Below are 23899 nucleotides of genomic sequence, written 5' to 3'. Positions count from 1 at the left end.
CCGCCTCTTTTCCAACTGTAATTAATAAACCAAACTTTATGAAACTTCAATATATTTTTTTGGCTCAGGCAATTCTTTTTGTGCTTTAGGAAGCGTTACATGTAACACTCCGTTAGTATATACCGCCTTTATAGCATCTTCCTGAATAGTTTCAGGTAAAGTAAAAGACCGTTGGAAAGAAGTAAAACTAAACTCCTTACGAGTAAATCTTCCTTCGTCAGAAACATCTTCTCCGGTATGTTCTTTTTCTGAAGAAACAGTTAATACACCCTGATCGATCTCGATTTTAAAATCTTCTTTCTGAAGGCCGGGAGCTGCCACCTCAATCGTAAAATCTTCTTCAGACTCTTTTATGTTCACCGCAGGGATATTTGTTCTGTTCCATTGCTGAATATTTCTATTGATCTCCGGTTTAAAAAATTCGTCAAACAACGAAGGGATCCAAAAACTGTTATCTTTTTTTAGTAAGCTCATTTTATCTTTTTTAAGGTTTCAATACAACTCCTACTAGGCAAAAGGTATTCCATTACCAAAAAAACGACTTTTTGTCACTTAAATAGCTTTTAATAATGACATTTTGTCTTTTATTACTCGTTAAAGCTGGTACTAAAATATTATTAATGAACTCATTTAACCTTTTTCGTATTAGTTTTTTAAGGGATACAGGATGAATTAGGGATAGTTGAATAATTTTCAGCCTTCAACTATAGTATCGAATCTTTGTACATAAAGGGCTGTTTCGGTATTGTTTATGTTTTCCGCAACCCTTCCTTTTCTATCCAAAAAAAGTTTAAATAGCTTCTTTGAGAAATTATTTCTGCAACAATACCAAAATATGAAGAGAAACAAGAATGTTCATGCCGCGTACCTTTCTATATATGAGACCAATTTCTGGAGTAATCATGTCATTTTATCTCTCGATGAGGCTATTCGGAGTTCTAGAATAGCCGGAGGCCCATAACACGGTTATCTTGGTCTTTTTCTAAACCATCTCAAAAACGCAGAAACCACAAGTTTTCCTACCAGATAATACAATAGTGCCGGAAGGACAAAACCATATAAATCTGAAAAAACAAAAGTCTTTTGCCCAGTTAATATAGCCTGTAAGTAAGTGACTAGCACTATCGGGAAGCGTAGAAAATGATTAGGGTCTTTTAAAACAAAAATTGTTAATACTATCAGGATAAAGAAAATACTAATAAAGGCGTAGCTTACTAAAAACAAATTTGTCTTTGAGAAGATGAATGGTTTCCGTGAGAAAAGATGCCGAACAAATGCTCCTAACAATTGGTTAGATTTATGCCGAAGGTTGGAAATCTCTGTCATATCAGAAAGCACCCAGTACCCATCGTATCTTAAAAATGGATTTAGGTTTTTAAAGGTATTAAGTACTAACATACCGGCAATAATTAAAAAAATACCATTGCCCGTTATCCAAAAAGCTCCGCTTAAAAGGGCTGCCATCAAACTGTCCATATAAATACCGGAGAGATTAACTAGAACTCGCTTGTACTTATCCAGTCGCCATATGTCTGAGACATCTGCGTACATGACTGGAGTAAACAAATAAAATCCAAAGCCAATATGGCCATGCGTAGCCCCAAACTTAGCGCAAGTCGTAGCATGTCCAAATTCATGTAGAAAAAGGAATCCTCCAGCTAAAAGAAACAATAATCCCCATGAGCTAGGAGATAAACTGTCTAAGCTTATAAGTAAAATCTTATAGTTATAAATGAGGGTTCCAAAACTAATCCCCAAAAAAGCAAAAAGGATCATATAGAACCGCTTAACGGGGATAATAGGTTTGAGAATCCTGGTAAAGAATGTAATATAGGAGTCTTTTATAAGCGTAAAACTCAACTTGAGATACGATGCCACCTGTTTCTTTTCAGGGTTTACTAAATGACTCTCAATAATGCCATACTTAGCTAATTTCTGAAACAATAAATCGTAAACCGTTTCCGGTTCAATAGAAATACCTTCTTTTTCACTATATATTTGAGTAATTTCCTGAACAGTTCTAGAATTATCTACCAAGTCCAGTAACTTTACAGTATCTTGATTTACGTTAATGTGATACCCCAACTGGTTCTGGTGAAGCACATACTCATTCTCTTTAAAAGGGTACACTTCTAAATAACCTGTTTTTTTTGGAACCAAATCTATACTCTTTACCATAATATTAATATTTGCGGAAGTGATACAGACTTGAAAGGCAAACTACTGTGGTAAAGAAACCATTAAAATCTTTAACCAGAATATTTGTGCCCTTAGTATCTGGAATCCAATCAATTGATGAAGTTCCTGGATTTAGAATCTCGGGATGTGGCATTCGTAGAGACAGATTTCCATGCCAAGATCCGTTTGGGTTTTGCCGTTTCTCAATTAAGGCGGCAAGTGTAACAGCCAACTCCTTATTTTTTTGAAATAAAGTCTTCTCCACAACCAATGCGTCTAACAATAAGCCGCAGTAAAAGGCATTCTCCATTTCTATCAGATTCTCTTTATTTTGATCTATATAATCTTGGCAAAGATTTATTATTATTTGATTTTTTGTGAGTACAGCACCTTTTAGCAAAAAGGATATCACATAAAAGAAATCATTCCACCAGTATGCATGGTGGTGGTCTGCCACATGTAATTCTCGGATAACATACTTTTCCAAAAGCTCAAATTGATTGTCCCGAATCCCTAAATTACAGAAAACATAATACGCTACTGCACTAACACAAAAATGGGATTGCATCCATCCTTCAACATTAATAATCTTATCGATGTTTAAAGACGCCTTTAAAGAAGATGCGTCATTATATGTGCTGAATCCGCCATCCGGGTTTTGATATCTTTTCCATCCTGCTAATGTCTCTGAAGAAATCTTCTTTGTTTGCCGCCAAGAAAATAAGATCCCAAAAGATGTAGAATCTGCGTCAGGAATCCAAGAGGTATTATACCCCCAACAATGTGTACTTTCCCATTTACTTTTGTGCATAAAGGCGTATGCTTTCTTAAGAGACTTGCTCATTACTTCTGAAGCTTCAAGACTACTTAAAAAACTACCCAAATATCCTGTAGTCCATACATCACTCACTCCGGCATCATTAAAATAATCTATCCAACTTCCATTATTCTCTTGCTCTTTTACAAGATATGAGATTGCCCTTTCCAAAGCATCTCCAGAATTTTTTGTGGTTTTACCAGAAGCTTCCTGTGTTATTTTCTGAAAATGGTTAATATACCCTTTAATATTCAGATTGTGGATAACACTAGTATTATGTAATTTTTGAATTTCGCTATGCCAAAAATGCCCTTTCTCTTGATCTGACTCAATAAGTGATGTTTGTTTTGCTTTTTTAAGGTAATCTAAAGCCATATAATATAACTCTTGTGCTAACCCATCTAAAAACAACATTTTTTTTCGCTCTTTAGCCGAATAGTTGTTCAAAAGTGTTCTTTTAGCCGAAAAGTGTTCTTCAAGTTTAAAACACGCAATGTTAAACTGATTCTCTTCTAAATCTTCTTCAAAATCTGCAATATCATCTAAAATTTGAAAGGCCACATAAAAGCTTTTATGAGATTCTAAAAGAGCGGTGTATATTTTTTCATTTTTAAATCCAGAATAACTAAATAAGGCGTCCAGAGCAATTTTTCCAAAAGCACATTTGTAGTCTGCCAACTTTTCATATTCTGCCATACTGGAAATAGTTGGGGCTACATTTCCCATTTGGAATGCCTTGGCAAACTCTGATTTACGCATGTTCCATAAAAACCAGAATTTTGAATCCAATGGGAATATCGAAGACAATATTTTAACTGTTTCTTCCTGACAGATATTGCCTACTACAAATTTTTGAAAAGCTCCCTTCTGATATGATTTATCAAAAATTTCATCAAAAAAAATTGTAGCCTTATAATATAAAAAACCTGCAACAGAAAGCTTTATTAATACAGCTTCATCCTTGATATCGAAAAAATCACTAAATAAATACGGATAGTAGAGATAATATTTTGGGTTCGCTTCAATAAAGCCTTCATCAAGAATTTCATTCTGAATATGACTTGGGAAAGATCTCCGACTAAGATATTCTCTAAGGCTTAAAAATACTTTGTCCCGTATTTCTCTATCAGACAAGATGGGATTTACTTCAAGTATCATATTAATAGATTGGTTCAAAATGATTAAAGATTAAAGATATTTTTCAATGCTTCTTTTTCTCTGTCTGACATTAGAATTGAATGTAAAGCATCCCAATTTGACGCTTTGCTGATTTCCTTAACCGATTTAGTAAAGTTCTCTTTCAAGTTATAATTGGTTTTAGCCTTATATACTTTTGAGAATCGGTTATTGGTTATAACCAATTTTCCCAGAATAGAATAGAGGTATTGTTCTCCTTGAAAGACACCTAGTTGATCGTTTACTACATCAACATAAGAGAGAGACCATTTGTTGTTGGTATTTTTAGAGTACTTTATCTTTGCACTAACTCCTTTTAGCAAATACTTCGGACGGGAGCCCTCATTTTTACTATTTAACTGGTCAAATATAATCTGCACTCGTTCTTCATCAAAACGATAATCAATTTCTACAATCGCGAAACTCTCACTATGTATAAAAAGTTTCCCTTGTCTCAGATAAGATAAGTCTGCTTCCATCGAAGGTTCAAAAGCAATGATATAAATCTTTGAGTCATTCTCTTTTTCGATAAAGCCTTCATAAGAAAATACATAGTTTTCCATTTTATTAAGGTCGAGGAAATAGTTTTGATTTCGTACAAAATCCCCACCTTCTATCAAAGCCAATACACCCCCTACCGTTTCTACTTTAAATTTGGAGAGATTATCGGTTTTTTTACCGTCTCTAATTTCTACCTGGAAAGGTTTTTTTTCTGAAGTGGGATTATAATATCCTATAAAGCTAACTTCAATCATTTCTACCCCTTTACCATCCTCTTCAAGACTTTGTCTAAAAAACCCAAAAGAATTATAAGGCTCCCTAACATAGTTTTTCGGAATACTACGTATGGCTTTTTCCAATGAATCCTTTGCATTAAAATTAGACACTGTGACTTCATCGAGACGTATTGGAGAAAGTTGTAATCGTATCGTATCTTGAATAAGGTTTCTTTCTATGGTTTGCGTTTGGTAGGAAATATGGCTAATAGTTACTTTGATATACGCTTCAGAAAAGGAAAGGTCAAAAACCCCGTCAGCATTGGTAATCGTACCGTGCCCAGTTTCAGCTACGATAGATACACCGGATAGTGGTTGTAAGTCTTCAGAATCTACAATATGAATATTTTGAGCATTACTACAAATTATAGATAACAGAAAAAAAAATAGACTAAGACACTTCATAAACTCTTAATACAGAAGAAAATAGCTTATTCATGTGAACAAGCTATTTTCATAATTACTTAATAAGGTGGTGTGTTAAAATCTGTAAACCAGCCTACCTTCAACTTCCCATCCATCGTTTGAAACACTACCGCTTCCAGAAGCTTCCCAGCTTCCCATTTCCAAACGTTGTTCTAACTCTTCTACTTTAAAGTTTTCTAAACTTTTTTTAGTACTCATAATTAATAATTTAAAGTTGACCTTACTCTGTTAAAGGCTTTTCAGATACGCCTGCATATAATTGAGATAATACCTCCAATAATTACATCATTTAAATATAAGAAATATATAAATTGGTTTTACACAAAAACCGTATATTATTTAAGGATTTTATGTACTATGAGTAAGAAAAATATTATTTAACTGTAAATCAATTAGTTATACTTTAAAAACAATTAAAAAAAAGCATAATAAAACCATTATTTAACCATTTTTTAATCTAAAATTTCATAAAATTCTCAAATAGAATTATTGCCTTGATATAATTAATTTGCAATTTTAGAATATTCTCTTTAATTACAATTGCATCTTTTTTTCTGAAACAGACTCTATTTGAAAAGCTATTTTGACTAATCCTTGAAGATCAATCACTCAATTTCTTTTTTAATAGGAAAGTTCATTTTGCAGGTTTATTAAAAACTTTAAAATCGAAGTGATTTAACCTTTTTGTTTTAGTTTTTTAAGGGGCTACACGTTGAACTAGAGATAGTTAAACACTTTCCAGCCTTTAATTGTAGTATCTAATCTTTCTACTTAAAGGGCTGTTTTCGTATTGTTTATGTTTTGCAACACAAAATTCTGTGATCCTTCCTTTTTTGATCCAAAAAAGTTTAAGTCACTCCAACAATAAAAAAAACCGGGAAATTAGATTTCCCGGGTTCGTATATATTGATTACTCTTATTTAATTATGCCAGTACTTCTTTTACTTTATCGGCCGCTTCCTGGAAGAGTACGGCTGAATGAACGGCAAGTCCAGAATTATCGATAAGTTCTTTGGCAATTTCTGCATTGGTTCCCTGGAGCCTTACAATAATAGGTACCTTAATTGCATCTCCCATATTCTTGTAAGCATCTACAATACCCTGAGCTACACGGTCACAGCGCACAATACCACCAAAGATATTTACGAGAATAGCTTTTACATTAGGATCCTTAAGTATAATTCTAAAAGCGGTTTCTACACGTTTTGCATCGGCAGTACCACCAACATCTAAAAAGTTTGCCGGTTCTCCTCCTGCCTGCTTAATAAGGTCCATTGTGGCCATGGCCAATCCTGCACCGTTTACCATACAACCAACATTACCATCCAGATCTACATAGTTGAGCCCTACTGCTTTTGCTTCCACCTCTATAGGATTTTCTTCTCTCAGATCCCGCATTTCAGCATAATTCTTATGTCTGTAAAGCGCATTGTCATCTAAGGTAACTTTTGCATCTACTGCTAAAATCTTGTTGTCTGAAGTTTTCAAAACAGGGTTTATTTCAAACAGAGAAGCATCACTGGCTACATACGATTTATAAAGGGCACTTACAAAACGGGTCATTTCTTTAAAAGCATTACCTTCTAACCCAAGATTAAAAGCAACTCTTCGTGCCTGAAAAGGCATCAAGCCTACAGAAGGATCTATTTCTTCTGTAAAAATAAGATGTGGTGTTTTTTCAGCCACTTCTTCAATATCCATACCTCCTTCGGTAGAATACATGATCATGTTTCTTCCTTTTTCCCTGTTTAGCAAAACCGACATATAGAACTCGGAAGTCTCAGAGTCTCCAGGGTAATATACATCTTCTGCAATCAATACCTGATGTACTTTTTTACCTTCGGGCGGTGTTTGTGGAGTTATGAGCTGCATACCAATAATTTGCTCTGAAATGGTTTCTACCTCTTTAAGGTTCTTAGCCAGTTTCACACCCCCGCCTTTACCACGACCACCTGCATGTATTTGTGCTTTAATAACATGCCAGCCGGTACCGGTTTCCTCGGTTAATTGTTTTGCAGCAGCAACAGCCTCGTTAGCATTGTGTGCCACAATACCTCTTTGAACTTTTACCCCAAAACTTGCTAGTATTTCTTTTCCCTGATACTCGTGTAGATTCATAACAATGTCTTCTATATTTAAGCTTTGCAAAAATAGAAAACACGGGGTATTAAACCAATTAAATTTTCAAAGCCTCTATTTTAGTAAGTAACTCTAACCGTAATTACTTAATACTCTTGAAATCCATGGGGTCAAAACTTCGAAAATGTCCGTTGAGTTGTATAATCTCTTTGGTCCTGTTTACTTCTTTTATTACAGGAATAATAGTTTTTAGATGTGAAATGAGATATTTAAGTCGTTCACTTTCATAAATTAGCTGTAAAAGCTCTAACTCCTGTTTTACAGACATCCCTATTTTATGTGCAAGTGTAAAGCTATTGAAACTTTCCGCATCTACTTTTGGCATTTCTACACTCATCTCATGATAAAGCTCCTTAATGAGTTTGTGTACTTTCTTGCGTTGAGAAGGTGTACCGTCTTCAATATTACTTAAAAACTGTATGCTACCTCCCGGATACAGCTTATCTTCCATAGGGTTAATAAATCGCTCTACACGAAATACCCCCTTACCTCTGCAAACAATATCCAGATTTCCGTTTTCATATCGCTCCTCAACACGTAACAATTCTATTTCAGTACCAAAGGTGATTTTACCATCTAAAACCGTAGGAATACCAAAAGAAGTACCTTCCTGCTCACAATCACTTAACAGTTCTCTGTAGCGCTTTTCAAAAATATGCAGCGGTAATGTCTCACCGGGAAAAACAACTATTTGAAGCGGGAACAGAGGAAGTAGAATCATGCCAAAATGTTTTACACAAAAATAAGCATAATTTACTCCATAGTGATCTTGAAAAGCCAGAATCACTTGTTACAAAACAAACATTTTGTTTTATTTTTATAAAAAACAAAATTCTTTTCACCAGAAAAAAAATTTAGTTATAGCTTTGTATAAATTAGCTCTTAAAATGCATCACAAAGATCTCTTAAACATCGCAGAAGAATTCGGGAGTCCACTGTATGTGTACGATTCTGAAAAAATTATTTCGCAATACCAAAGGCTTACATCTGCCTTTAGTAAGGTACCAAATCTACGGTTAAACTATGCAGTAAAAGCATTGTCTAACATTGCCATCCTTAAATTAATGAATTCATTAGGAGCCGGACTCGATACGGTTTCTATTCAGGAAGTTAGATTGGGGTTACAGGCCGGGGTTGCTCCCGAGATGATCATTTTTACTCCCAACGGTGTTTCTCTTGAAGAAATAGAGGAAGTAGCAGCTTTGGGGGTCCAGATCAATATTGACAATCTTTCTATTCTGGAACAGTTTGGTTCCCGCCATCCCCATATACCTGTTTGCATTCGTATTAATCCGCATGTTATGGCTGGTGGAAATTCTAACATCTCTGTAGGACATATAGATTCAAAATTTGGTATTAGTATTCATCAAATGCCACATATATTGCGTATAACCGAGAATACGGGCATGCGGGTAAACGGTATTCATATGCACACAGGAAGTGATATTCTGGATATAGAAGTTTTTCTGCACGCTTCTGAAATATTGTTTGAGAGCGCCCGGAACTTCAAAGATCTGGAATTCATTGATTTTGGTAGTGGCTTTAAAGTACCATACAAAAAAGGAGATATTGAAACCAATATTGAAGAGTTGGGAAAAAAGCTGTCAAAGCGCTTTAATGATTTTTGCAATGAATATGGCAAACCTCTTACCCTGTCTTTCGAACCGGGAAAATTCCTGGTAAGTGAAGCCGGTTATTTTCTAACCAGTGTAAATGTAGTAAAACAAACTACTTCTTCTGTATTTGCAGGAGTAGATTCTGGATTCAATCACCTTATAAGACCTATGTTTTACGGGGCTAACCATGAAATCATCAACATCTCAAACCCTAACGGGCGGGACCGTTTTTACACCGTAGTAGGATACATTTGTGAAACCGATACTTTTGCCAATAACCGAAGGATTGCAGAGATTACCGAAGGTGATATTCTGTGTTTTCTAAATGCCGGAGCATACTGTTTTTCCATGGCAAGTAATTACAATTCAAGATACCGGCCTGCAGAAGTATTATGGCACAGGGGCAAAGCACATCTCATTCGTAAAAGAGAAACATTTGATGATCTGATTAAAAATCAGGTAGATGTCCCCAATCTCTTTTCAGTAGATGAACCGGCAGAGTCGTGAAGCCGGTTTTTATCTGATTTTGTTATATTTACATTATAGTAACCTGTTTATGCTTTACATATGAGAGTTAATATTTTATATACAGCCCTGCTAATCTGCGTGGTAGGTATTACTTCTTCATTTAATACCCCTGTAGAAAAAATAAACTGGATGACCTGGGAAGAAGCGGTTGCCCGGGCCTCGCAGGATGAGAACCCCAAAAAGATCTTTGTAGATGTTTATACCGACTGGTGCGGATGGTGTAAAAAGATGGATAAAACCACCTTTGGTAACATGGAAGTAGCTTCCTATATGACCCAAAATTTCTATATGGTGAAAATGGATGCTGAAGGTAAACAAGATATTGTTTTTAAAGACAAAACCTATAAGTTTGTTCCAAATGGCCGAAGAGGATATCATGAACTGGCGGCAACACTTCTTAACGGACGCCTTAGCTACCCCTCAACCGTTTTTCTGGATGAAAAAGTTCAGATCATAACCGTAGTCCCCGGATATCAGGATGCCAATAATTTCCTTAAAATCGCCAAATACATAGGCGATGATATTTTTAAGGGCACCACCTGGCAGGAATACAACAAAGCCGGTCGTTAAACCCTTAACCGTAACATTTTGTATCTTTAGTCATCTCTTATAGTAAAAACATCGGGATGAAAAGATTTTTATTGTGCATTTTGTTCCCTGTTCTGGTTACCGGTCAGGAACTGTCTGTCTTCAAAACTGTTGGTAAAGATTCTATAACTTTAAACCTTGCCAATCACCTTTACGGCCCCACAGAAATCACAGTACAACCTGTTGAGGAACTGGCAGATCGTATTGTTATTGTAAAACCTAATTTTGTTTTACAGGCAAGAGATTCATCCAGAGTAGCCTCCATTCCTTTACATCTTATTCCCAATAAAGATTCAATGCGATGGGATCATTTTTTTTCGCTAAAAGCCATTTTAGGAGATCCGGAAAACGCAAAACATAATACAGACTACAGGTATGCACTCCCCTATCCCAAAGGAAAAAAATATAAAATAGTACAGGGATTTAATGGAAATTTTACCCATAATACCGTTAAATCCAGATATGCCATTGATTTTGATTTGCGAATAGGAGATACTATTTGTGCTGCACGCGAAGGAGTAGTGGTTCGCACAAAAGACCATTTTAAAGAACACGGAGGAAAAGAATTTATAAGTAAAGCCAATCTCATTACAATACTTCATGACGATGGCACCCTGGCAGCCTATGTACATCTGGATTATAAAGGAGTGTTGGTAAAACCGGGAGACTATGTTGAAAAAGGGCAACCTATAGGCATTTCCGGGCTTACCGGTTTTACCAGAGGCCCGCATCTTCATTTTGTAGTAAGAGAAGCAAGAGACGTTTCCGTTCCCATTTATTTTGAAGGTTATGAAAAAAAGATCATTAAAAAAGGTAAAAAGTATGTTCGCAAAAAATAAGCTGTTTTACTGCGCTTTTGTGCTCGTTATTCTAATCTCCTGTAATACGGAAAAAACACAGAATCCCTTACAGGAAGTTTTGAGAAGTGAAGCTCCTGAAATTAAAAAAGTAATTAATAGTCTTTCTCAACATGAAATTCAAATACTTTTTACACAAATAGATAGAGATTCTCAGGGTACCCCCTTATTTACCGATTATGAATTTCAGGTGAACAGCGACAACTATTTTTACCCTGCCAGTTCAGTAAAATTTCCTATTGCCGTATTAGCGCTGGAAAAGCTGAATCGTGAAAAAAAATTCACCTCCGACACCCGTTTTTTCATAGAAGGCGATTCGTTAGAAACCACTTTTAAAGACGAAGTTCTCAAGATCTTTGCCGTTAGCGATAACGAAGCATATAATCGCCTCTTTGAATTTTTGGGCACTGATTATATAAATACCAACCTGCATGAAAAAGGATTACAGCCCGTTCGAATATCGCACAGGCTTTCTGCTCCCAATGCTAATGACGTTCATACAAAACCCATAATTCTTTATGAAAACGACACCACTATAACACAAATAAATAGTATCGCTAACCGAGAGCCTGTTTCCCTTTCATTGCGTAATACAAGAAAAGGAAAAGCTTTTTATCAGGGTGATTCTCTTGTCACAGAACCATTTGACTTTTCATTGAAAAACCACCTCCCATTACGCACCTTACACAATACACTAAAAAGAGTTATTTTTCCCGAGGCATTCAACCAAAATGAGCAGTTCTCCCTAAACCAAAGTGATCGTGATTTTCTGTTAAATGCTATGCATACCCTGCCAGCCGCTGCAGGATACGATCCTAGCACCTATTATGACAGCTATGGGAAGTTTTTCATTTTTGGGGACGATAAAGAAAACATTCCTGATTACATTAAAATCTATAATAAAGTTGGGTATGCCTATGGCACTTTAACCGACTGCGCTTATATAAAAGACTCCCGAAATAACATAGAATTTATGTTAAGTGCTACCATATTGGTAAATAAAGATCAGGTTTTCAATGACAATGCTTATGAATATGACGATACAGGCATTCCCTTTCTTGCAGAATTGGGAAGACAATTATACGCCATGGAGCTTAAAAGAGTAAAGTAATGAATAAGTTATCTTTTAACAGGTTTACCAAAAAAATATACCTCAAAGCTTCCATACAAGAAGTGTACAGATGTTGGAGTACCCCCGAAGGGATCTGTGAATGGTTCCTTAAAACAGCCGAGTATCGCAACTCCAGGGGAAAAAACCGTCGTTCTGATGAATTTATAGAAGCAGGAGATACTTACATCTGGGAATGGCATAATTGGGAGGGTCGTGAAAGCGGCATGATTTTAAAGGTTGCTGCTCCAGAGCTACTTGTTTTTTCTTTTGCAGAAACATGCGAAGTACGCATCACCCTTACCAATAAAGGAGTGCATACACTACTTTGCCTGGAGCAATATCATATTCCGACAGATGAAGATAGTAAACTCAAAATTCATTACGGATGTAGTAATGGCTGGACCTTCTGGCTTACAAACCTCAAAGCGTATCTGGAACACGGCATTCTGTTAAATGAAAAAGAAATAGACCTGTCTGGTGATAATCTTGCCGGATGGGAATTTGTAAATATGTAGTAGCTCTACATGAATAAAAAAACAAACACCTCATTTTCATTAAAACAGGCTTTTACACTATCTTTAGAGCATAAACCGTAAATTTCTTCCAAATAACTAGTGCTTTAATGAAAAAAGCCCATTAAACAATTCAAAAAATATATTGTAACAAACCTGAAAAAACATATGAAAAAATTTTGGTTCTCACTGCTCTTCAGCATCTCACTCCTATGCCAATACAGTTACACTCAGGATAAAAAAGACCCTTCACGCTGGACTCCTGAAGATATTATTAATACCGAATATATGAGAAGTGTTTCTTTTTCTCCCGATGGCAGTATGCTGGTATGGACAAAAAGAAGAGGTCATAAAGAAAAAGACAAGTTCTTGTCTGATATCTATCTTACCCGACTGGATATAATGAAAGATAACAAGCCTTTAACCACCCAATTAACCCATCGCGATGAAAACGATCGTTCTCCTCTCTTCTCTAAAGACGGAGAGTATATATATTTTCTCTCTTCAAGAGATAAAGGAAAAAAGCTCTGGAAACTGAGTATTTACGGAGGAGAACCAGAAGAAGTAAATGAATTTGAAAACGGGATATCCAATATAAAATGGCTCGATGCACAGACACTTCTTTTTGTTTCTAATGAAGGAAAAACACTATACGAGAAAACACTCGAAGATAAAAAAGACAATGTAGTTGTAGTAGAAGATTCGTTGCACTGGAAAACATCAAGAGTATTTTCCTATCACCTTAAAACCAAGAGTATTCAAAGAGTAACCGAAAACGAAAAGCCAGTAGGGTCTTATTCCGTTTCCAAAAATGGTGAATGGCTGGTGTACAGTATGGTACAGAGCAGACATTACCCCGCAGATGCCCAGCCCGATCCTTTATATTTTCTCAAAAACCTTAAGACCGGGCAAACCACACAAATATTAAAAGAACTCCTGTTTCCTTCAGGGAACTTTCAATTTACAGCAGATAATGGAGGATTTTATTTTACATCCAGTTATGCCTCCGACCCTCAATGGAACGGAGCCGGAATTGAGGAACTTTATTATTTTGATCTGTCAAAAATGCAGTATCAAAAGTTAGATCTGCAATGGGAATTAGGCGTAGGTGCCGGTTTTCAGGTAATAGGTAACGACGTTATTGCCAATCTCGCTAATAAAGCCAGATATCTGCTCGCCTATTACAAAAAAGGAAAGAACCAAAGCTGGAACAAACTCCCTTTTGATCTGGGAGCTAAAACCGAACATACATTTATTCTGGATGTTTCCGAAAACAATGACCGAATTGCATATCAATACTCCACAGCTTCTAAGATGCCTGAGTATTTTACCGCCCGCATAAAAAGCAACAAAATAAGTGATGAAAAAGAGATCATACAGCTTAATAAAAACCTGTCTAAGAAGCCCATTACTAAAAGTGAAGTAATTACCTGGAAAGGATATAAAGATGAAGAGGTCACCGGTATTTTATATTATCCCGAAAACTACAAGCCCGGGCAGCGGTATCCTCTGGTTCTTTCCATTCACGGCGGGCCGGCTTCTCAGGATACAGATACCTGGAGCGAACGTTGGAGTACCTACCCTAACCTGCTTTCACAAAAAGGAGCTTTTGTTCTGAAACCTAACTACCACGGTTCTGCTAATCACGGGCTGGCCTATGTAGAAAGTATTAAAGGGAATTACTATGAGCCAGAGTTGGAAGATATTACCAAAGCCATTGCCATGTTAGATGAAAAGGGTATGATAGACAAAGAAAAAATGGGGGCCATGGGCTGGTCAAACGGGGCCATATTAACCACCATGCTTACCGTACGGTATCCAGAAATGTTTAAGGTGGCTGCTGCCGGTGCAGGTGACGTTAACTGGACATCTGATTTTGGCACATGCCGTTTTGGTGTTAGTTTTGATCAAAGTTATTTTGGCGGGGCTCCCTGGGATGACATGAATGGCACCTTTTACAACGAAAATTACATTATAAAATCTCCTTTATTTGAAATGGAGAAAGTAAAAACACCTACCATTATTTTCCACGGTAGTGAGGACCGTGCCGTACCCAGAGATCAGGGGTGGGAATACTATCGTGCCCTGCAACAGGTGGGAGAAGCACCTGTGCGGTTTTTATGGTTTCCGGGACAACCACACGGACTCTTGAAAATTACACATCAGCTTCGTAAAATGAAAGAAGAGATTGAATGGATCAATACCTATCTGTTCGAAAAACCAACCCAAAAGAATGAGGCTTTCAAAGAGAGTAGTCCTCTGGCAGAACTTTTAAAGAGACAAGAAAATGCTTCAAAAAATGGTTTTTACGGTACTGAATACAATGAAAAACTGATCCCGGAAACCGTTCTTCTGAAAAAAGATTCCATAGCCCTGGGTAGATTTGAAGTGACCCATGAGCAGTACAAACAATACAAAAACGCCCATTCATATCTTCCCGGACACGGAAACTACCCCGTAGAAGTATCGTACGAGGAAGCCATAGGATATGTATCCTGGCTCTCTCAGCTTACCGGAAAAACCTATCGCCTGCCTTCTGCCGGAGAAGCCGATAAACTTCATAAAAAAGCCCTGAAAGCAGCGCCTTCCGAGAACACGCTCAAGTACTGGGCCGGTTATGATATAACTAAAGATGATATTGCAGAGTTTAGCCAGAAATTAAAAGAAGTAAAAGAAACCCTTCTCCTGCCCGTAGGCCATTTCAAAGCCGTGAAAGTGGAAGAAGCTGAATTATACGACCTCGGGGGTAATCTGGCAGAACTGGATGCAGACGGAAACACATATGGATTCAGTGCATATGATTACGCAGATACCAAAAAACAAAAAAGAACCAACCTGAAACGTACCGGTTTCAGAGTAGTTAAAGAATGATCACTACATGCCGGGAATATTTAGAAAACAAAAATTAAACCTTTTACAATTACGTAAGTTTTATAAATACCTTTTATATGCTTTAGGCGAAATTGTATTAGTAGTGATAGGCATTCTTATTGCAGTAAATATCAATAACCACAATGAGCGTAAAAAACAACGTGACACTTACAAAAGTATTTTAAGTACCGTACGGTTGGATCTGGTAAGTGATAGTGTTGAATCTTTTTATTATCAGGAAAAATTCAGGGAACGAGAAGACCTTCTGGATCGTGTTTTAAAAGGAGAATTCAAGAAACAACAATACGACAGTTGCCCAAACTGTGCCAACATTATCACAAACTTTACTCCTTTTACCATAGAGACCAAAGGTTTCCATATGCTTGAGAATCATGTAGATGATTCTCGTTTTGGTGTAGATTCCCTGGCTAGTGGTATTGTACAGTTTTACCGTTATTTTATTGGCTATAATGATTTGATTGGAGGATATTTAAAGGAAGATGTGGCTGCCAACTTAAAACACTGGAAAGAGAGTTATCCCTGGTTTCACCTCGAAACAGAAGAAAAGATAACAAATGAAGCATTTATGAAGTACCTAATGGAAAGTAATGATTATAAAAATCGAATTTACTATCAAAAAAACCTATATACTTCCAATTATATTCCGTTATTAAACGGTTTCAATCAGGTTTCAGACACATTGATTAAGATGATCGATCAAAAACTTAAAGAGCTATAACTACCGGCTTCACTATTGAGAACCCACTGCTCCTAAATGTCTCAACATGAATAAAAAAGTTAGAAATCAAACAGAACAGGTACTTTCAAATAACTGGTACACCCTTAAGAAAGTGAATTTTGAATATCAGTTAGAAAACGGCTCCTGGCAGTCGCAAAGCCGGGAGGTGTACGACCGGGGTAATGGTGCAGCGGTACTTCTTTACAATAAAACGCAAAACAGCATTATCCTGACTCGCCAGTTTAGAATGCCTACCTATGTAAATGGTAACTCTAATGGTATGATGATCGAAGTATGTGCAGGGTTGTTGGATGGAGATAGTCCTGAAAAAAGTATTAAAAAAGAGATATTGGAAGAAACCGGATATCACATTGAAACTATTACCAAAGTATTTGAAGCCTATATGTCTCCGGGTGCCGTTACAGAGATCCTTCATTTTTTTATAGCCGAGTATGACGCTGCTATGAAAAAAGATGCCGGAGGCGGTAACCCGAACGAAACCGAATATATAGAGACCATAGAAATCCCTTTTGAAACAGCCTGTGATATGATCGCAACCGGAGATATTAAAGATGCAAAAACCATAATGCTACTTCAATACGCGAAGATCAATAACCTGCTGTAAAAAATGTCTGTAAAACCTCCTCCTTTACTCATTGTGTATATTGTGACAGCACAATTTTTCTGTACATCTTTATGGTTTGCAGGGAATGCGGTTATTTCAGACCTTATTGATGCTTTTGGTTTTGACATTCATGCCCTGGGACATATTACCGCAGCTGTGCAATTAGGTTTCATTACAGGTACACTGTTTTACGCGCTGTTTACCATTGCCGATCGTTTCTCCCCTTCTAAAGTTTTTATGTGGAGTGCTTTTGCTGCAAGTATTTCCAATATTCTAATGATCCTTGAAGGGCATACACTTACCTCTATGGTCATTCTGCGATTCTTAACCGGTTTTTTCCTGGCAGGCATCTATCCCGTGGGTATGAAAATAGCTGCCGATTATTATGAAAAGGGTCTCGGAAAAGCATTGGGATATCTTGTTGGTGCCCTGGTTTTAGGAACTGCGTTACCGCATTTGCTTAAAGGAATATCGCTAAATCTTTCATGGAAAACGGTTATAAGTACCACCTCCGCACTGAGTATTATAGGCGGATTGTGTATTGGCCTGGGAGTTAAAGACGGGCCCTATAGAAAACCAGGAACAAGACTACACTTTAACGGACTACGGAAAATTTTCAGGAATAAAGATTTCCTTAAACCGGCTCTGGGGTATTTTGGACATATGTGGGAATTGTATGCTTTCTGGGCATTTGTACCTTTACTTCTGGAACATTACGAGACCCTGCACCAGCCTTTTTCTTTGTCTGTTTCACTTGTTTCCTTTGGGGTTATTGCCATAGGTGCCATAGGATGTGTTTCAGGCGGATACCTGTCACTGCAACACGGGGAGAAAAAAGTAGCCCGCATAGCCCTGATTCTTTCGGGGATTTGTTGCCTTCTTGCTCCTTTAGCCATTCATACCGGCCCCTGGATCTTTTTTAGTTATTTGACCGTGTGGGGAATAGCGGTTATTACAGATTCACCCTTATTCTCAACATTAGTAGCCAAAAATGCTACTCCTGAATTAAAAGGTACATCGCTTACACTGGTAAATTGTATAGGGTTTTCATTAACCATACTCAGTATAGAGCTCATAAGTTTTACTCTCCGTTTTTTACCCATTACATATGTTTTCCTGCTGCTTGTTCCCGGCCCCGTATTAGGCAGCATCGCTTTATGGAGAAAATAAGTCCTAACTTATACGAAGTCCGTTACTTACCGGCCGTTCCGGCGCTAGCAAAAATACGTCTTCCCCATCTACCGCACCCAAAACAAGACATTCGCTCATAAAATCAGCTATTTGCTTACGAGGAAAGTTAATCACCGCAATGACTTGCTTACCAACCAACATTTCGGAAGTATATTTACGGGTTATTTGTGCTGAAGATGTTCGTTTTCCTATAGTTTCACCAAAATCGATTATCAGTTTATAAGCAGGTTTACGGGCTTTGGGAAAGGGACTTACCGATACAATGGTCCCTACACGCATATCAATTTTTTCAAAGTCGTTCCAGGTGATCTCTGACATGACAGAATCTCAATTATTAAAGTTGATCATTTTGTATAATCAATAATACACATCACTTTAGTTTACTTACGATTTTTTAAAAATGTTATCCATTACCCAGGCAGGACCTATTAACAAGAACTGAAGATCTTTTAGGAAAGAAGGTTTCTTTCCCTCAATCTTATGTCCGTAAAATTGTCCAATCCATGCTATCACGAAAATAGCCAGAGATACTATCCAAAGAGGTGCAAATTGTCCAATCCAGTGATTAACGATCACACAAACTGCTGCAAAAAGCAAAATTTTCAGTGCCATTACCAATGAAAGACGAACATAAAAAAAGAGAACAGCAATAAGCACCATAGTGGCCCAATTCTCTATTAAAGGGTTTTCAAATGGAAATAATCTTTCTAAAAAACCGGCAGGAATACTCATTAACAACCCTACTATGGAGAAAAAAATAGCAGGTACGCAAATATAGTGAATGGCTTTATTGGTCTTATTCTGGTGACTTACCCCATATTCCCGAAACCATTGATCTAAAGTTTTCATGAACAATCGTTTAATTTTAATACAATTCAAAATCACAATTTACGATTTTTTTAATAGGCATTCATGTTCAGTCCCTGAGATTCTTTGTAATTTTAAACAAAAAAAATGGCCCGAACCGAAAGTAATATGTTACCCTTGGGTACAACGGCTCCTCATTTTTCGTTACCCGATACCGTGACTGACAAAGTATTGGATCTGGCTGACGTATCAGGAGATAATGGCACGGTAGTAATGTTTATTTGTAACCATTGTCCGTTTGTAAAACACGTAAATGCCGAAATAGTTCAACTGGCAAAAGACTATAAAGGCAAAAAAATTGGATTTGTCGCTATTTCCAGTAATGATATTGAGAACTACCCCGAGGATGCCCCTGATAAGATGAAGATCAATGCACGTGAAAACGGATTTTTATTTCCGTATTTATTTGATGAAACTCAGGAAGTAGCCAAAAAGTATGATGCTGCCTGCACTCCGGATTTCTATATTTTTGACCGGCAGTTAAAGCTCGTTTATCGCGGACAACTGGACGATTCGCGCCCCGGAAATAATATTCCGGTTAGTGGAAAAGACATACGAAACGCGCTCGATGCACTTTTGAGCAATAAACCTGTTACAAAAGAGCAAAAACCCAGTATTGGGTGTAATATTAAATGGAAACCCTGATCTTTCTGACCTAATTAATTAACGGGGCAACCAGCCTTCTCTCAGTAATAAAGCATGAATATGTGCATAGTGATGTTCACTGTGCCATGCATACATGCCAATGTTCTTTTTGAGAGTTACGGTCTCACGGGATTCCGGATGTATGAAAGCTCTGTTCAAAGCGTCGTCATCCAGTTTTCTTAACAGATATACCAACCGGGCATGTACACTTTTTATATGATCAAGAGATAGGGCCAAAGGTGCTGTTTTTGCATCAAAAAGGGCCGCCCATGCATCCTGGTCATACGGTTTAATAACCGGGTTATTTTCAGTAAGTGCCCACTTAAAACGGATATAACTGTGGTGATGACTGTCTGCTATATGGTGTACCAACTGGCGAAGTGTCCACCCTCCCGGACGATACGGGGTTTCCAGTTGAGATTCACTAAGAGGCTGTACCAAAACCGATAATCTGGCTGGAAAAGCTTCCAGAACTGCTATCCAGGCTTCGATGTGTTTAGAAGTAATATTTTCAGGGCATTCAAAATGCCCTATGGGGTATTTTAGAAGGTTCTCATCTGTTGTGTGCATACTTAAAGATACTTAAAATACCTGAATTTTAACGGTTTTTTTTGAAGGTGAAAATCGGAATTCTTAAAATAGTATAGTAACTTTATAGACTAAATATAATTATTAAAAACTATATACATGGCAACCTTGAGACTGGGAGATAAAGCTCCTGATTTTACAGCACAAACCTCTGAAGGCGAAATTAACTTTTACGACTACCTGGGTGACGGATGGGGTGTTCTTTTTTCGCACCCTGCAGACTATACGCCGGTTTGTACCACCGAATTGGGTACGGTAGCAAAGTATAAGAAAGAGTTTGAAAAACGCAATACCAAAGTGCTGGCTCTGAGTGTTGACGGACTTGAATCGCACATGGGATGGATTAAGGATATTAATGATACGCAACAAACTACTGTTGATTTTCCCATTATTGCAGATGAAGACCGTAAGGTATCAGAGTTATACGATATGATACACCCCAATGCTAATGCTACTTTAACAGTGAGGTCAGTGTACATTATCGGGCCGGACAGGTCTATAAAGCTTATCATCACCTATCCTGCCTCGACGGGAAGAAATTTTGATGAATTATTACGGGTAATTGATTCTTTGCAACTTACAGAATATCATAAAGTAGCTACTCCTGCCAACTGGAACCACGGAGAAGAAGTAGTAATAAGCCCTGCTATTTCGAGTGAAGATGCCAAAAATATTTTCCCTAAAGGCTTTAAAGAAGTAAGGCCGTATCTGCGCCTTACCCCTCAACCTGATATAGATTAAAGATATTTCATAAAAAAAGCTCTGTTGTTCAGAGCTTTTTTTGATCTATATATGGTAAAAAAACTATTTGATCGCTACTAATTGCACATCAAAAACAAGAGTGGCATTAGGAGGTATTACTCCTCCGGCTCCTCTGCTGCCATAGGCAAGATGCGGAGGAATTACAAAACGTGCTTTTTCGCCTACTTCCAGCAATGCAATGCCTTCATCCCATCCGGGAATCACCTGTCCGGTTCCCAGACTGAAGTCAATAGGTTGGTTTCTTTTAAATGACGAATCAAATATCTGGCCATCAGGTAGCATTCCTTCATAGTGAACAGATACTTTTTGTCCTTTAGAAGCTTTTTCGCCATTTCCTTTTTCCAGAGATTTGTAATAGAGTCCGCTTTCTGTTTTATCAAAACCTTCAGTAAGTGTCTTGAGTTTTTCTTCAGCTTGTTTTTTTGCTTCGGCCTCTCGGGTCTTTTTAGAAGCTTCAAAATCTTTAAACGCTTTCAAAGCGTCCCAAGCGCCAGCCTCATCACCTACTCTCACAATTTCAAGCGTTTCTATGGTATCTCCCTGTTGAATGGTATCTACCACTTCCTGACCGTGTTCTACAAAACCAAAAACAGTATGTTTTCCATTTAGCCACGAGGTTTCTACATGAGTAATAAAAAACTGACTGCCATTGGTTCCGGGGCCTGCATTGGCCATGGATAGTACTCCGGGGCCATGGTGTTTTAGCTCGGGATGGAACTCATCGTCAAACTGGTATCCCGGGCCACCTACTCCGCTTCCCTGAGGGCATCCGCCCTGAATCATAAAATCACTGATTACCCGGTGAAACTTTAACCCGTTGTAATAAGGTTCTCCTTTTGCTTTTACTTCATTCTCAAGTGTACCTTCGGCCAGTCCTACAAAATTCCCTACCGTTCCGGGAGTTTTATCGTAAGTAAGTTTAACCAGTATTTCTCCTCGGTTAGTGGTAAATTTTGCGTAAATACCGTCTTGCATATCATTCAATTTATAGTGAATAGCAAAGATAATAATTACTTTATCCAATAACGAACGTCTGTTTACGTTATTAGAGAGAGAATAGGAATAACTGTTCTTTAAAACTGTTAACCCCAAATAATAACAACTTAAACGTGCCATGGAGATTCAGAATAATGTTAACCTGGTCAAGCTCGCATATACACAGCGAATAGCAAAAAACTTCAATGAAACCGGACAAAAAATTAGTGTATTGCTAGAGGAGCTTGCTAAAGAAAATCAGACACATGAAAACATTGTTGATGATTTTCTCGATTTTGCCAATGCCATACTCCCAAAACTAAAGAGGCAACAACAGGTAGAACTTAATGAATTTGTTCAACGTATAGCTAAATTGAGAATTACGGCAAACAAGGGTATAGAATGTATGGTACAATTACTCAATGATCAGAACAAACTAACCAAAGAGAGTACAGAAGAGCTTAAGGAACTTATTGAAAAAAGCAGATAGATCGCAAAAGCAATTTTTTTACTTACCCTTTTACTTTTTTGCTTTCGGCAACTCCATAAGTATCAAAAAGATAAATAAGTGCTGCCATGGTAGCGGCTCCCAATTGCAATTCTCTTTTGTTTACATGCTCAAAAGTATCGTTTTCGGCATGATGATGATCAAAATAGCGTTGTGAATCAGGTCTTAATCCTGAGAGTACCACTCCTTTGCCTTTAAGAGGGTTTACATCGGCGCCACTGCCTCCTTTTTCAAAATAGTGTATTAAATAAGGTTTAAATAAGGGTTTCCAATCAAGTATACGTTCAAAATCTTCGTCAGAACAATCAAAAGAAAATCCTCTCGGAGTAAAACCACCCGCATCACTTTCCAGGCCTACTATGTGATTCTCTCCCTTACGCAATGCCTGTTCTGCATATTCTTTGGCTCCTCTAAGACCATTTTCTTCGTTCATAAACAGTACTACACGAATGGTACGCTTTGGGCGATACCCTGTTTTCTTAAACAAGCGTAATACTTCCATACTTTGTACGCATCCGGCACCGTCGTCATGAGAACCGTCTCCCAGATCCCAGGAATCCAGATGTGCCCCTACTACAATAATCTCATCGGGATACACACTTCCTGTAATTTCACCTATTACATTGTGTGACTGTACATCGGGAAGTTGTTTACAGGTTTGCCTGAAATAAAACTCAAGATTAGGCGATAACGTGAGCATCGAGCTCAATAACTCTGCACCATTGGTACTTATGGCTGCGGCCGGTATTCTGCGGGAAACGGGCAGGTTGCCGTAACTCATGGAACCGGTATGCGGATAATCATCCAGTCTGAGGTTCATGGAACGTACAATCACTCCTGAAGCGCCAAACTTTGCAGCTTCCTGAGCCCCTGCATATCGCTGATCAACACACCCGCCATATGCTTCAAAGGTGTTAATAAGATCTGCCTGCATGGGGCGATTGAAGAATACTATTTTTCCCTTTATTTTTTCAGTTCCTAACTGCACCAGTTCATCCAGTGATTTCACCTCAACAACTCCTGCTTTTAATCCTCCGTCAGGAGTTGCCACTGAACCGCCCAGGGCACAAATAGGTACATTAACGGTTTTTCCGGGTTTTGTTTCAATATAGGCAAACTCGGGTACACCTCTTATCCATTTCGGTACCATTACCGGTTGTAGCCATACGCGATCCAGCCCCAGGCTGTCAAGTTGTGCTTTTGTATATTTTACTGCTCTTTCTGCATTTAAAGAACCTGAAAGGCGCCCGCCTATTTGATTTGAAAGGTAATTGAGCCAGTCATACGCCTTACCATCGGTAAGTGATGTACTATAAAACTTTTTTATTCGGTCTTCATCAGTCGTTTGCGCAAAAACAAGACCATTGGCATAAAGGAAGGTAAGTAGGAAAATATATTTCATTG

The 23899-nt window shown here is 37.7% G+C and carries 24 protein-coding genes; 12 read left to right on the top strand and 12 right to left on the bottom strand.

Annotated elements, in window-relative coordinates; all coding sequences use genetic code 11:
- Positions 1 to 36: 36 nt before the first annotated feature.
- The 7 genes from WAO84_RS04110 to WAO84_RS04080 form a co-directional block, all read right to left on the bottom strand.
- The gene (locus WAO84_RS04110) at positions 37 to 474 is read right to left on the bottom strand and encodes an Hsp20/alpha crystallin family protein (protein ID WP_340063787.1); all 438 of its coding nucleotides are present in this window, start codon (positions 472 to 474) and stop codon (positions 37 to 39) included.
- Between the two features lie 492 nt (positions 475 to 966).
- Positions 967 to 2178, bottom strand: coding sequence for a hypothetical protein (locus WAO84_RS04105; RefSeq protein WP_340063786.1), 1212 nt, complete (start codon positions 2176 to 2178; stop codon positions 967 to 969).
- A 4-nt stretch (positions 2179 to 2182) separates the two neighbouring features.
- Positions 2183 to 4153 carry a hypothetical protein gene (locus WAO84_RS04100; protein WP_340063785.1) on the bottom strand — a complete coding sequence of 657 codons (1971 nt, stop codon included), beginning with the start codon at positions 4151 to 4153 and terminating at the stop codon, positions 2183 to 2185.
- Between the two features lie 23 nt (positions 4154 to 4176).
- Positions 4177 to 5352, bottom strand: a complete 1176-nt coding sequence (locus tag WAO84_RS04095; RefSeq protein ID WP_340063784.1) for a carboxypeptidase-like regulatory domain-containing protein — start codon at positions 5350 to 5352, stop codon at positions 4177 to 4179.
- A gap of 75 nt (positions 5353 to 5427) precedes the next feature.
- On the bottom strand, positions 5428 to 5571 hold the full coding sequence (locus WAO84_RS04090) for a hypothetical protein (protein ID WP_340063783.1): 144 nt from the start codon (positions 5569 to 5571) through the stop codon (positions 5428 to 5430).
- Positions 5572 to 6297: 726 nt separating this feature from the next.
- The gene (sucC, locus tag WAO84_RS04085; protein WP_340063782.1) at positions 6298 to 7491 is read right to left on the bottom strand and encodes an ADP-forming succinate--CoA ligase subunit beta; all 1194 of its coding nucleotides are present in this window, start codon (positions 7489 to 7491) and stop codon (positions 6298 to 6300) included.
- Positions 7492 to 7594: 103 nt separating this feature from the next.
- Positions 7595 to 8233, bottom strand: coding sequence for an LON peptidase substrate-binding domain-containing protein (locus WAO84_RS04080; RefSeq protein ID WP_340063781.1), 639 nt, complete (start codon positions 8231 to 8233; stop codon positions 7595 to 7597).
- A gap of 166 nt (positions 8234 to 8399) precedes the next feature.
- On the opposite strand from WAO84_RS04080, the gene lysA reads away from it, so the two are divergent.
- From lysA to WAO84_RS04035, 9 genes are all read left to right on the top strand, one after another.
- A complete protein-coding gene (lysA, locus tag WAO84_RS04075) occupies positions 8400 to 9635 on the top strand; it encodes a diaminopimelate decarboxylase (RefSeq protein WP_340063972.1) in 1236 nt (411 codons plus the stop codon).
- Positions 9636 to 9695: 60 nt separating this feature from the next.
- Positions 9696 to 10226 carry a thioredoxin family protein gene (locus tag WAO84_RS04070; RefSeq protein WP_340063779.1) on the top strand — a complete coding sequence of 177 codons (531 nt, stop codon included), beginning with the start codon at positions 9696 to 9698 and terminating at the stop codon, positions 10224 to 10226.
- A 56-nt stretch (positions 10227 to 10282) separates the two neighbouring features.
- A complete protein-coding gene (locus tag WAO84_RS04065; RefSeq protein ID WP_340063778.1) occupies positions 10283 to 11083 on the top strand; it encodes a M23 family metallopeptidase in 801 nt (266 codons plus the stop codon).
- Complete coding sequence (locus WAO84_RS04060; protein ID WP_340063777.1) at positions 11067 to 12212, top strand: serine hydrolase; 1146 nt, start codon at positions 11067 to 11069, stop codon at positions 12210 to 12212. The genes WAO84_RS04065 and WAO84_RS04060 overlap by 17 nt, the downstream gene beginning before the upstream one ends.
- Positions 12212 to 12727, top strand: coding sequence for an SRPBCC family protein (locus WAO84_RS04055; RefSeq protein WP_340063776.1), 516 nt, complete (start codon positions 12212 to 12214; stop codon positions 12725 to 12727). The genes WAO84_RS04060 and WAO84_RS04055 overlap by 1 nt, the downstream gene beginning before the upstream one ends.
- Before the next feature lie 165 nt (positions 12728 to 12892).
- A complete protein-coding gene (locus tag WAO84_RS04050) occupies positions 12893 to 15595 on the top strand; it encodes a S9 family peptidase (RefSeq protein WP_340063775.1) in 2703 nt (900 codons plus the stop codon).
- Between the two features lie 7 nt (positions 15596 to 15602).
- Complete coding sequence (locus tag WAO84_RS04045) at positions 15603 to 16334, top strand: DUF6090 family protein (RefSeq protein WP_340063774.1); 732 nt, start codon at positions 15603 to 15605, stop codon at positions 16332 to 16334.
- A gap of 46 nt (positions 16335 to 16380) precedes the next feature.
- Positions 16381 to 16959 (top strand): NUDIX domain-containing protein, encoded by a 579-nt coding sequence (locus WAO84_RS04040; protein WP_340063773.1) that lies wholly within the window; start codon positions 16381 to 16383, stop codon positions 16957 to 16959.
- A 3-nt stretch (positions 16960 to 16962) separates the two neighbouring features.
- Positions 16963 to 18129: an MFS transporter gene (locus tag WAO84_RS04035; RefSeq protein ID WP_340063772.1), complete on the top strand. Its 1167-nt coding sequence runs from the start codon at positions 16963 to 16965 to the stop codon at positions 18127 to 18129.
- Between the two features lie 3 nt (positions 18130 to 18132).
- On the opposite strand, the gene WAO84_RS04030 is transcribed toward WAO84_RS04035, so the two are convergent.
- Both WAO84_RS04030 and WAO84_RS04025 read right to left on the bottom strand, forming a co-directional pair.
- Complete coding sequence (locus tag WAO84_RS04030) at positions 18133 to 18468, bottom strand: tRNA-binding protein (RefSeq protein ID WP_340063771.1); 336 nt, start codon at positions 18466 to 18468, stop codon at positions 18133 to 18135.
- A 66-nt stretch (positions 18469 to 18534) separates the two neighbouring features.
- Entirely contained in the window at positions 18535 to 18999 is a 465-nt protein-coding gene (locus WAO84_RS04025) for an Mpo1 family 2-hydroxy fatty acid dioxygenase (protein ID WP_340063770.1), read from the bottom strand.
- Positions 19000 to 19104: 105 nt separating this feature from the next.
- Between WAO84_RS04025 and WAO84_RS04020 the strand changes: the two genes are divergently transcribed.
- Positions 19105 to 19662 carry a thioredoxin family protein gene (locus tag WAO84_RS04020; RefSeq protein WP_340063769.1) on the top strand — a complete coding sequence of 186 codons (558 nt, stop codon included), beginning with the start codon at positions 19105 to 19107 and terminating at the stop codon, positions 19660 to 19662.
- An 18-nt stretch (positions 19663 to 19680) separates the two neighbouring features.
- On the opposite strand, the gene WAO84_RS04015 is transcribed toward WAO84_RS04020, so the two are convergent.
- On the bottom strand, positions 19681 to 20232 hold the full coding sequence (locus WAO84_RS04015; RefSeq protein WP_340063768.1) for a YfiT family bacillithiol transferase: 552 nt from the start codon (positions 20230 to 20232) through the stop codon (positions 19681 to 19683).
- A 117-nt stretch (positions 20233 to 20349) separates the two neighbouring features.
- Between WAO84_RS04015 and WAO84_RS04010 the strand changes: the two genes are divergently transcribed.
- Complete coding sequence (locus tag WAO84_RS04010) at positions 20350 to 20991, top strand: peroxiredoxin (protein WP_340063767.1); 642 nt, start codon at positions 20350 to 20352, stop codon at positions 20989 to 20991.
- A 63-nt stretch (positions 20992 to 21054) separates the two neighbouring features.
- Here the strand turns inward: WAO84_RS04010 and WAO84_RS04005 are convergent, their stop codons facing one another.
- Entirely contained in the window at positions 21055 to 21987 is a 933-nt protein-coding gene (locus tag WAO84_RS04005; RefSeq protein ID WP_340063970.1) for a peptidylprolyl isomerase, read from the bottom strand.
- A 139-nt stretch (positions 21988 to 22126) separates the two neighbouring features.
- Here WAO84_RS04005 and WAO84_RS04000 point away from each other — a divergent pair, with 139 nt between their 5' ends.
- Positions 22127 to 22477, top strand: coding sequence for a hypothetical protein (locus tag WAO84_RS04000; RefSeq protein ID WP_340063766.1), 351 nt, complete (start codon positions 22127 to 22129; stop codon positions 22475 to 22477).
- A 22-nt stretch (positions 22478 to 22499) separates the two neighbouring features.
- Here the strand turns inward: WAO84_RS04000 and WAO84_RS03995 are convergent, their stop codons facing one another.
- Positions 22500 to 23897 (bottom strand): M20/M25/M40 family metallo-hydrolase, encoded by a 1398-nt coding sequence (locus WAO84_RS03995; RefSeq protein ID WP_340063764.1) that lies wholly within the window; start codon positions 23895 to 23897, stop codon positions 22500 to 22502.
- Positions 23898 to 23899: the final 2 nt, after the last annotated feature.

This window comes from Ascidiimonas aurantiaca (genome assembly GCF_037646345.1).
GTDB lineage: Bacteria > Bacteroidota > Bacteroidia > Flavobacteriales > Flavobacteriaceae > Ascidiimonas > Ascidiimonas aurantiaca.
This window is presented reverse-complemented; position numbering and strand designations above follow the sequence as displayed.

Excerpts from the sequence above, each read along its gene's own strand:
- WAO84_RS04110 (WP_340063787.1), bottom strand. The coding sequence starts at position 474 with ATGAGCTTACTAAAAAAAGATAACAGTTTTTGGATCCCTTCGTTGTTT.
- WAO84_RS04105 (WP_340063786.1), bottom strand. The coding sequence starts at position 2,178 with ATGGTAAAGAGTATAGATTTGGTTCCAAAAAAAACAGGTTATTTAGAA.
- WAO84_RS04100 (WP_340063785.1), bottom strand. The coding sequence starts at position 4,153 with ATGATACTTGAAGTAAATCCCATCTTGTCTGATAGAGAAATACGGGAC.
- WAO84_RS04095 (WP_340063784.1), bottom strand. The coding sequence starts at position 5,352 with ATGAAGTGTCTTAGTCTATTTTTTTTTCTGTTATCTATAATTTGTAGT.
- WAO84_RS04090 (WP_340063783.1), bottom strand. The coding sequence starts at position 5,571 with ATGAGTACTAAAAAAAGTTTAGAAAACTTTAAAGTAGAAGAGTTAGAA.
- sucC (WP_340063782.1), bottom strand. The coding sequence starts at position 7,491 with ATGAATCTACACGAGTATCAGGGAAAAGAAATACTAGCAAGTTTTGGG.
- WAO84_RS04080 (WP_340063781.1), bottom strand. The coding sequence starts at position 8,233 with ATGATTCTACTTCCTCTGTTCCCGCTTCAAATAGTTGTTTTTCCCGGT.
- lysA (WP_340063972.1), top strand. The coding sequence starts at position 8,400 with ATGCATCACAAAGATCTCTTAAACATCGCAGAAGAATTCGGGAGTCCA.
- WAO84_RS04070 (WP_340063779.1), top strand. The coding sequence starts at position 9,696 with ATGAGAGTTAATATTTTATATACAGCCCTGCTAATCTGCGTGGTAGGT.
- WAO84_RS04065 (WP_340063778.1), top strand. The coding sequence starts at position 10,283 with ATGAAAAGATTTTTATTGTGCATTTTGTTCCCTGTTCTGGTTACCGGT.
- WAO84_RS04060 (WP_340063777.1), top strand. The coding sequence starts at position 11,067 with ATGTTCGCAAAAAATAAGCTGTTTTACTGCGCTTTTGTGCTCGTTATT.
- WAO84_RS04055 (WP_340063776.1), top strand. The coding sequence starts at position 12,212 with ATGAATAAGTTATCTTTTAACAGGTTTACCAAAAAAATATACCTCAAA.
- WAO84_RS04050 (WP_340063775.1), top strand. The coding sequence starts at position 12,893 with ATGAAAAAATTTTGGTTCTCACTGCTCTTCAGCATCTCACTCCTATGC.
- WAO84_RS04045 (WP_340063774.1), top strand. The coding sequence starts at position 15,603 with ATGCCGGGAATATTTAGAAAACAAAAATTAAACCTTTTACAATTACGT.
- WAO84_RS04040 (WP_340063773.1), top strand. The coding sequence starts at position 16,381 with ATGAATAAAAAAGTTAGAAATCAAACAGAACAGGTACTTTCAAATAAC.
- WAO84_RS04035 (WP_340063772.1), top strand. The coding sequence starts at position 16,963 with ATGTCTGTAAAACCTCCTCCTTTACTCATTGTGTATATTGTGACAGCA.
- WAO84_RS04030 (WP_340063771.1), bottom strand. The coding sequence starts at position 18,468 with ATGTCAGAGATCACCTGGAACGACTTTGAAAAAATTGATATGCGTGTA.
- WAO84_RS04025 (WP_340063770.1), bottom strand. The coding sequence starts at position 18,999 with ATGAAAACTTTAGATCAATGGTTTCGGGAATATGGGGTAAGTCACCAG.
- WAO84_RS04020 (WP_340063769.1), top strand. The coding sequence starts at position 19,105 with ATGGCCCGAACCGAAAGTAATATGTTACCCTTGGGTACAACGGCTCCT.
- WAO84_RS04015 (WP_340063768.1), bottom strand. The coding sequence starts at position 20,232 with ATGCACACAACAGATGAGAACCTTCTAAAATACCCCATAGGGCATTTT.
- WAO84_RS04010 (WP_340063767.1), top strand. The coding sequence starts at position 20,350 with ATGGCAACCTTGAGACTGGGAGATAAAGCTCCTGATTTTACAGCACAA.
- WAO84_RS04005 (WP_340063970.1), bottom strand. The coding sequence starts at position 21,987 with ATGCAAGACGGTATTTACGCAAAATTTACCACTAACCGAGGAGAAATA.
- WAO84_RS04000 (WP_340063766.1), top strand. The coding sequence starts at position 22,127 with ATGGAGATTCAGAATAATGTTAACCTGGTCAAGCTCGCATATACACAG.
- WAO84_RS03995 (WP_340063764.1), bottom strand. The coding sequence starts at position 23,897 with ATGAAATATATTTTCCTACTTACCTTCCTTTATGCCAATGGTCTTGTT.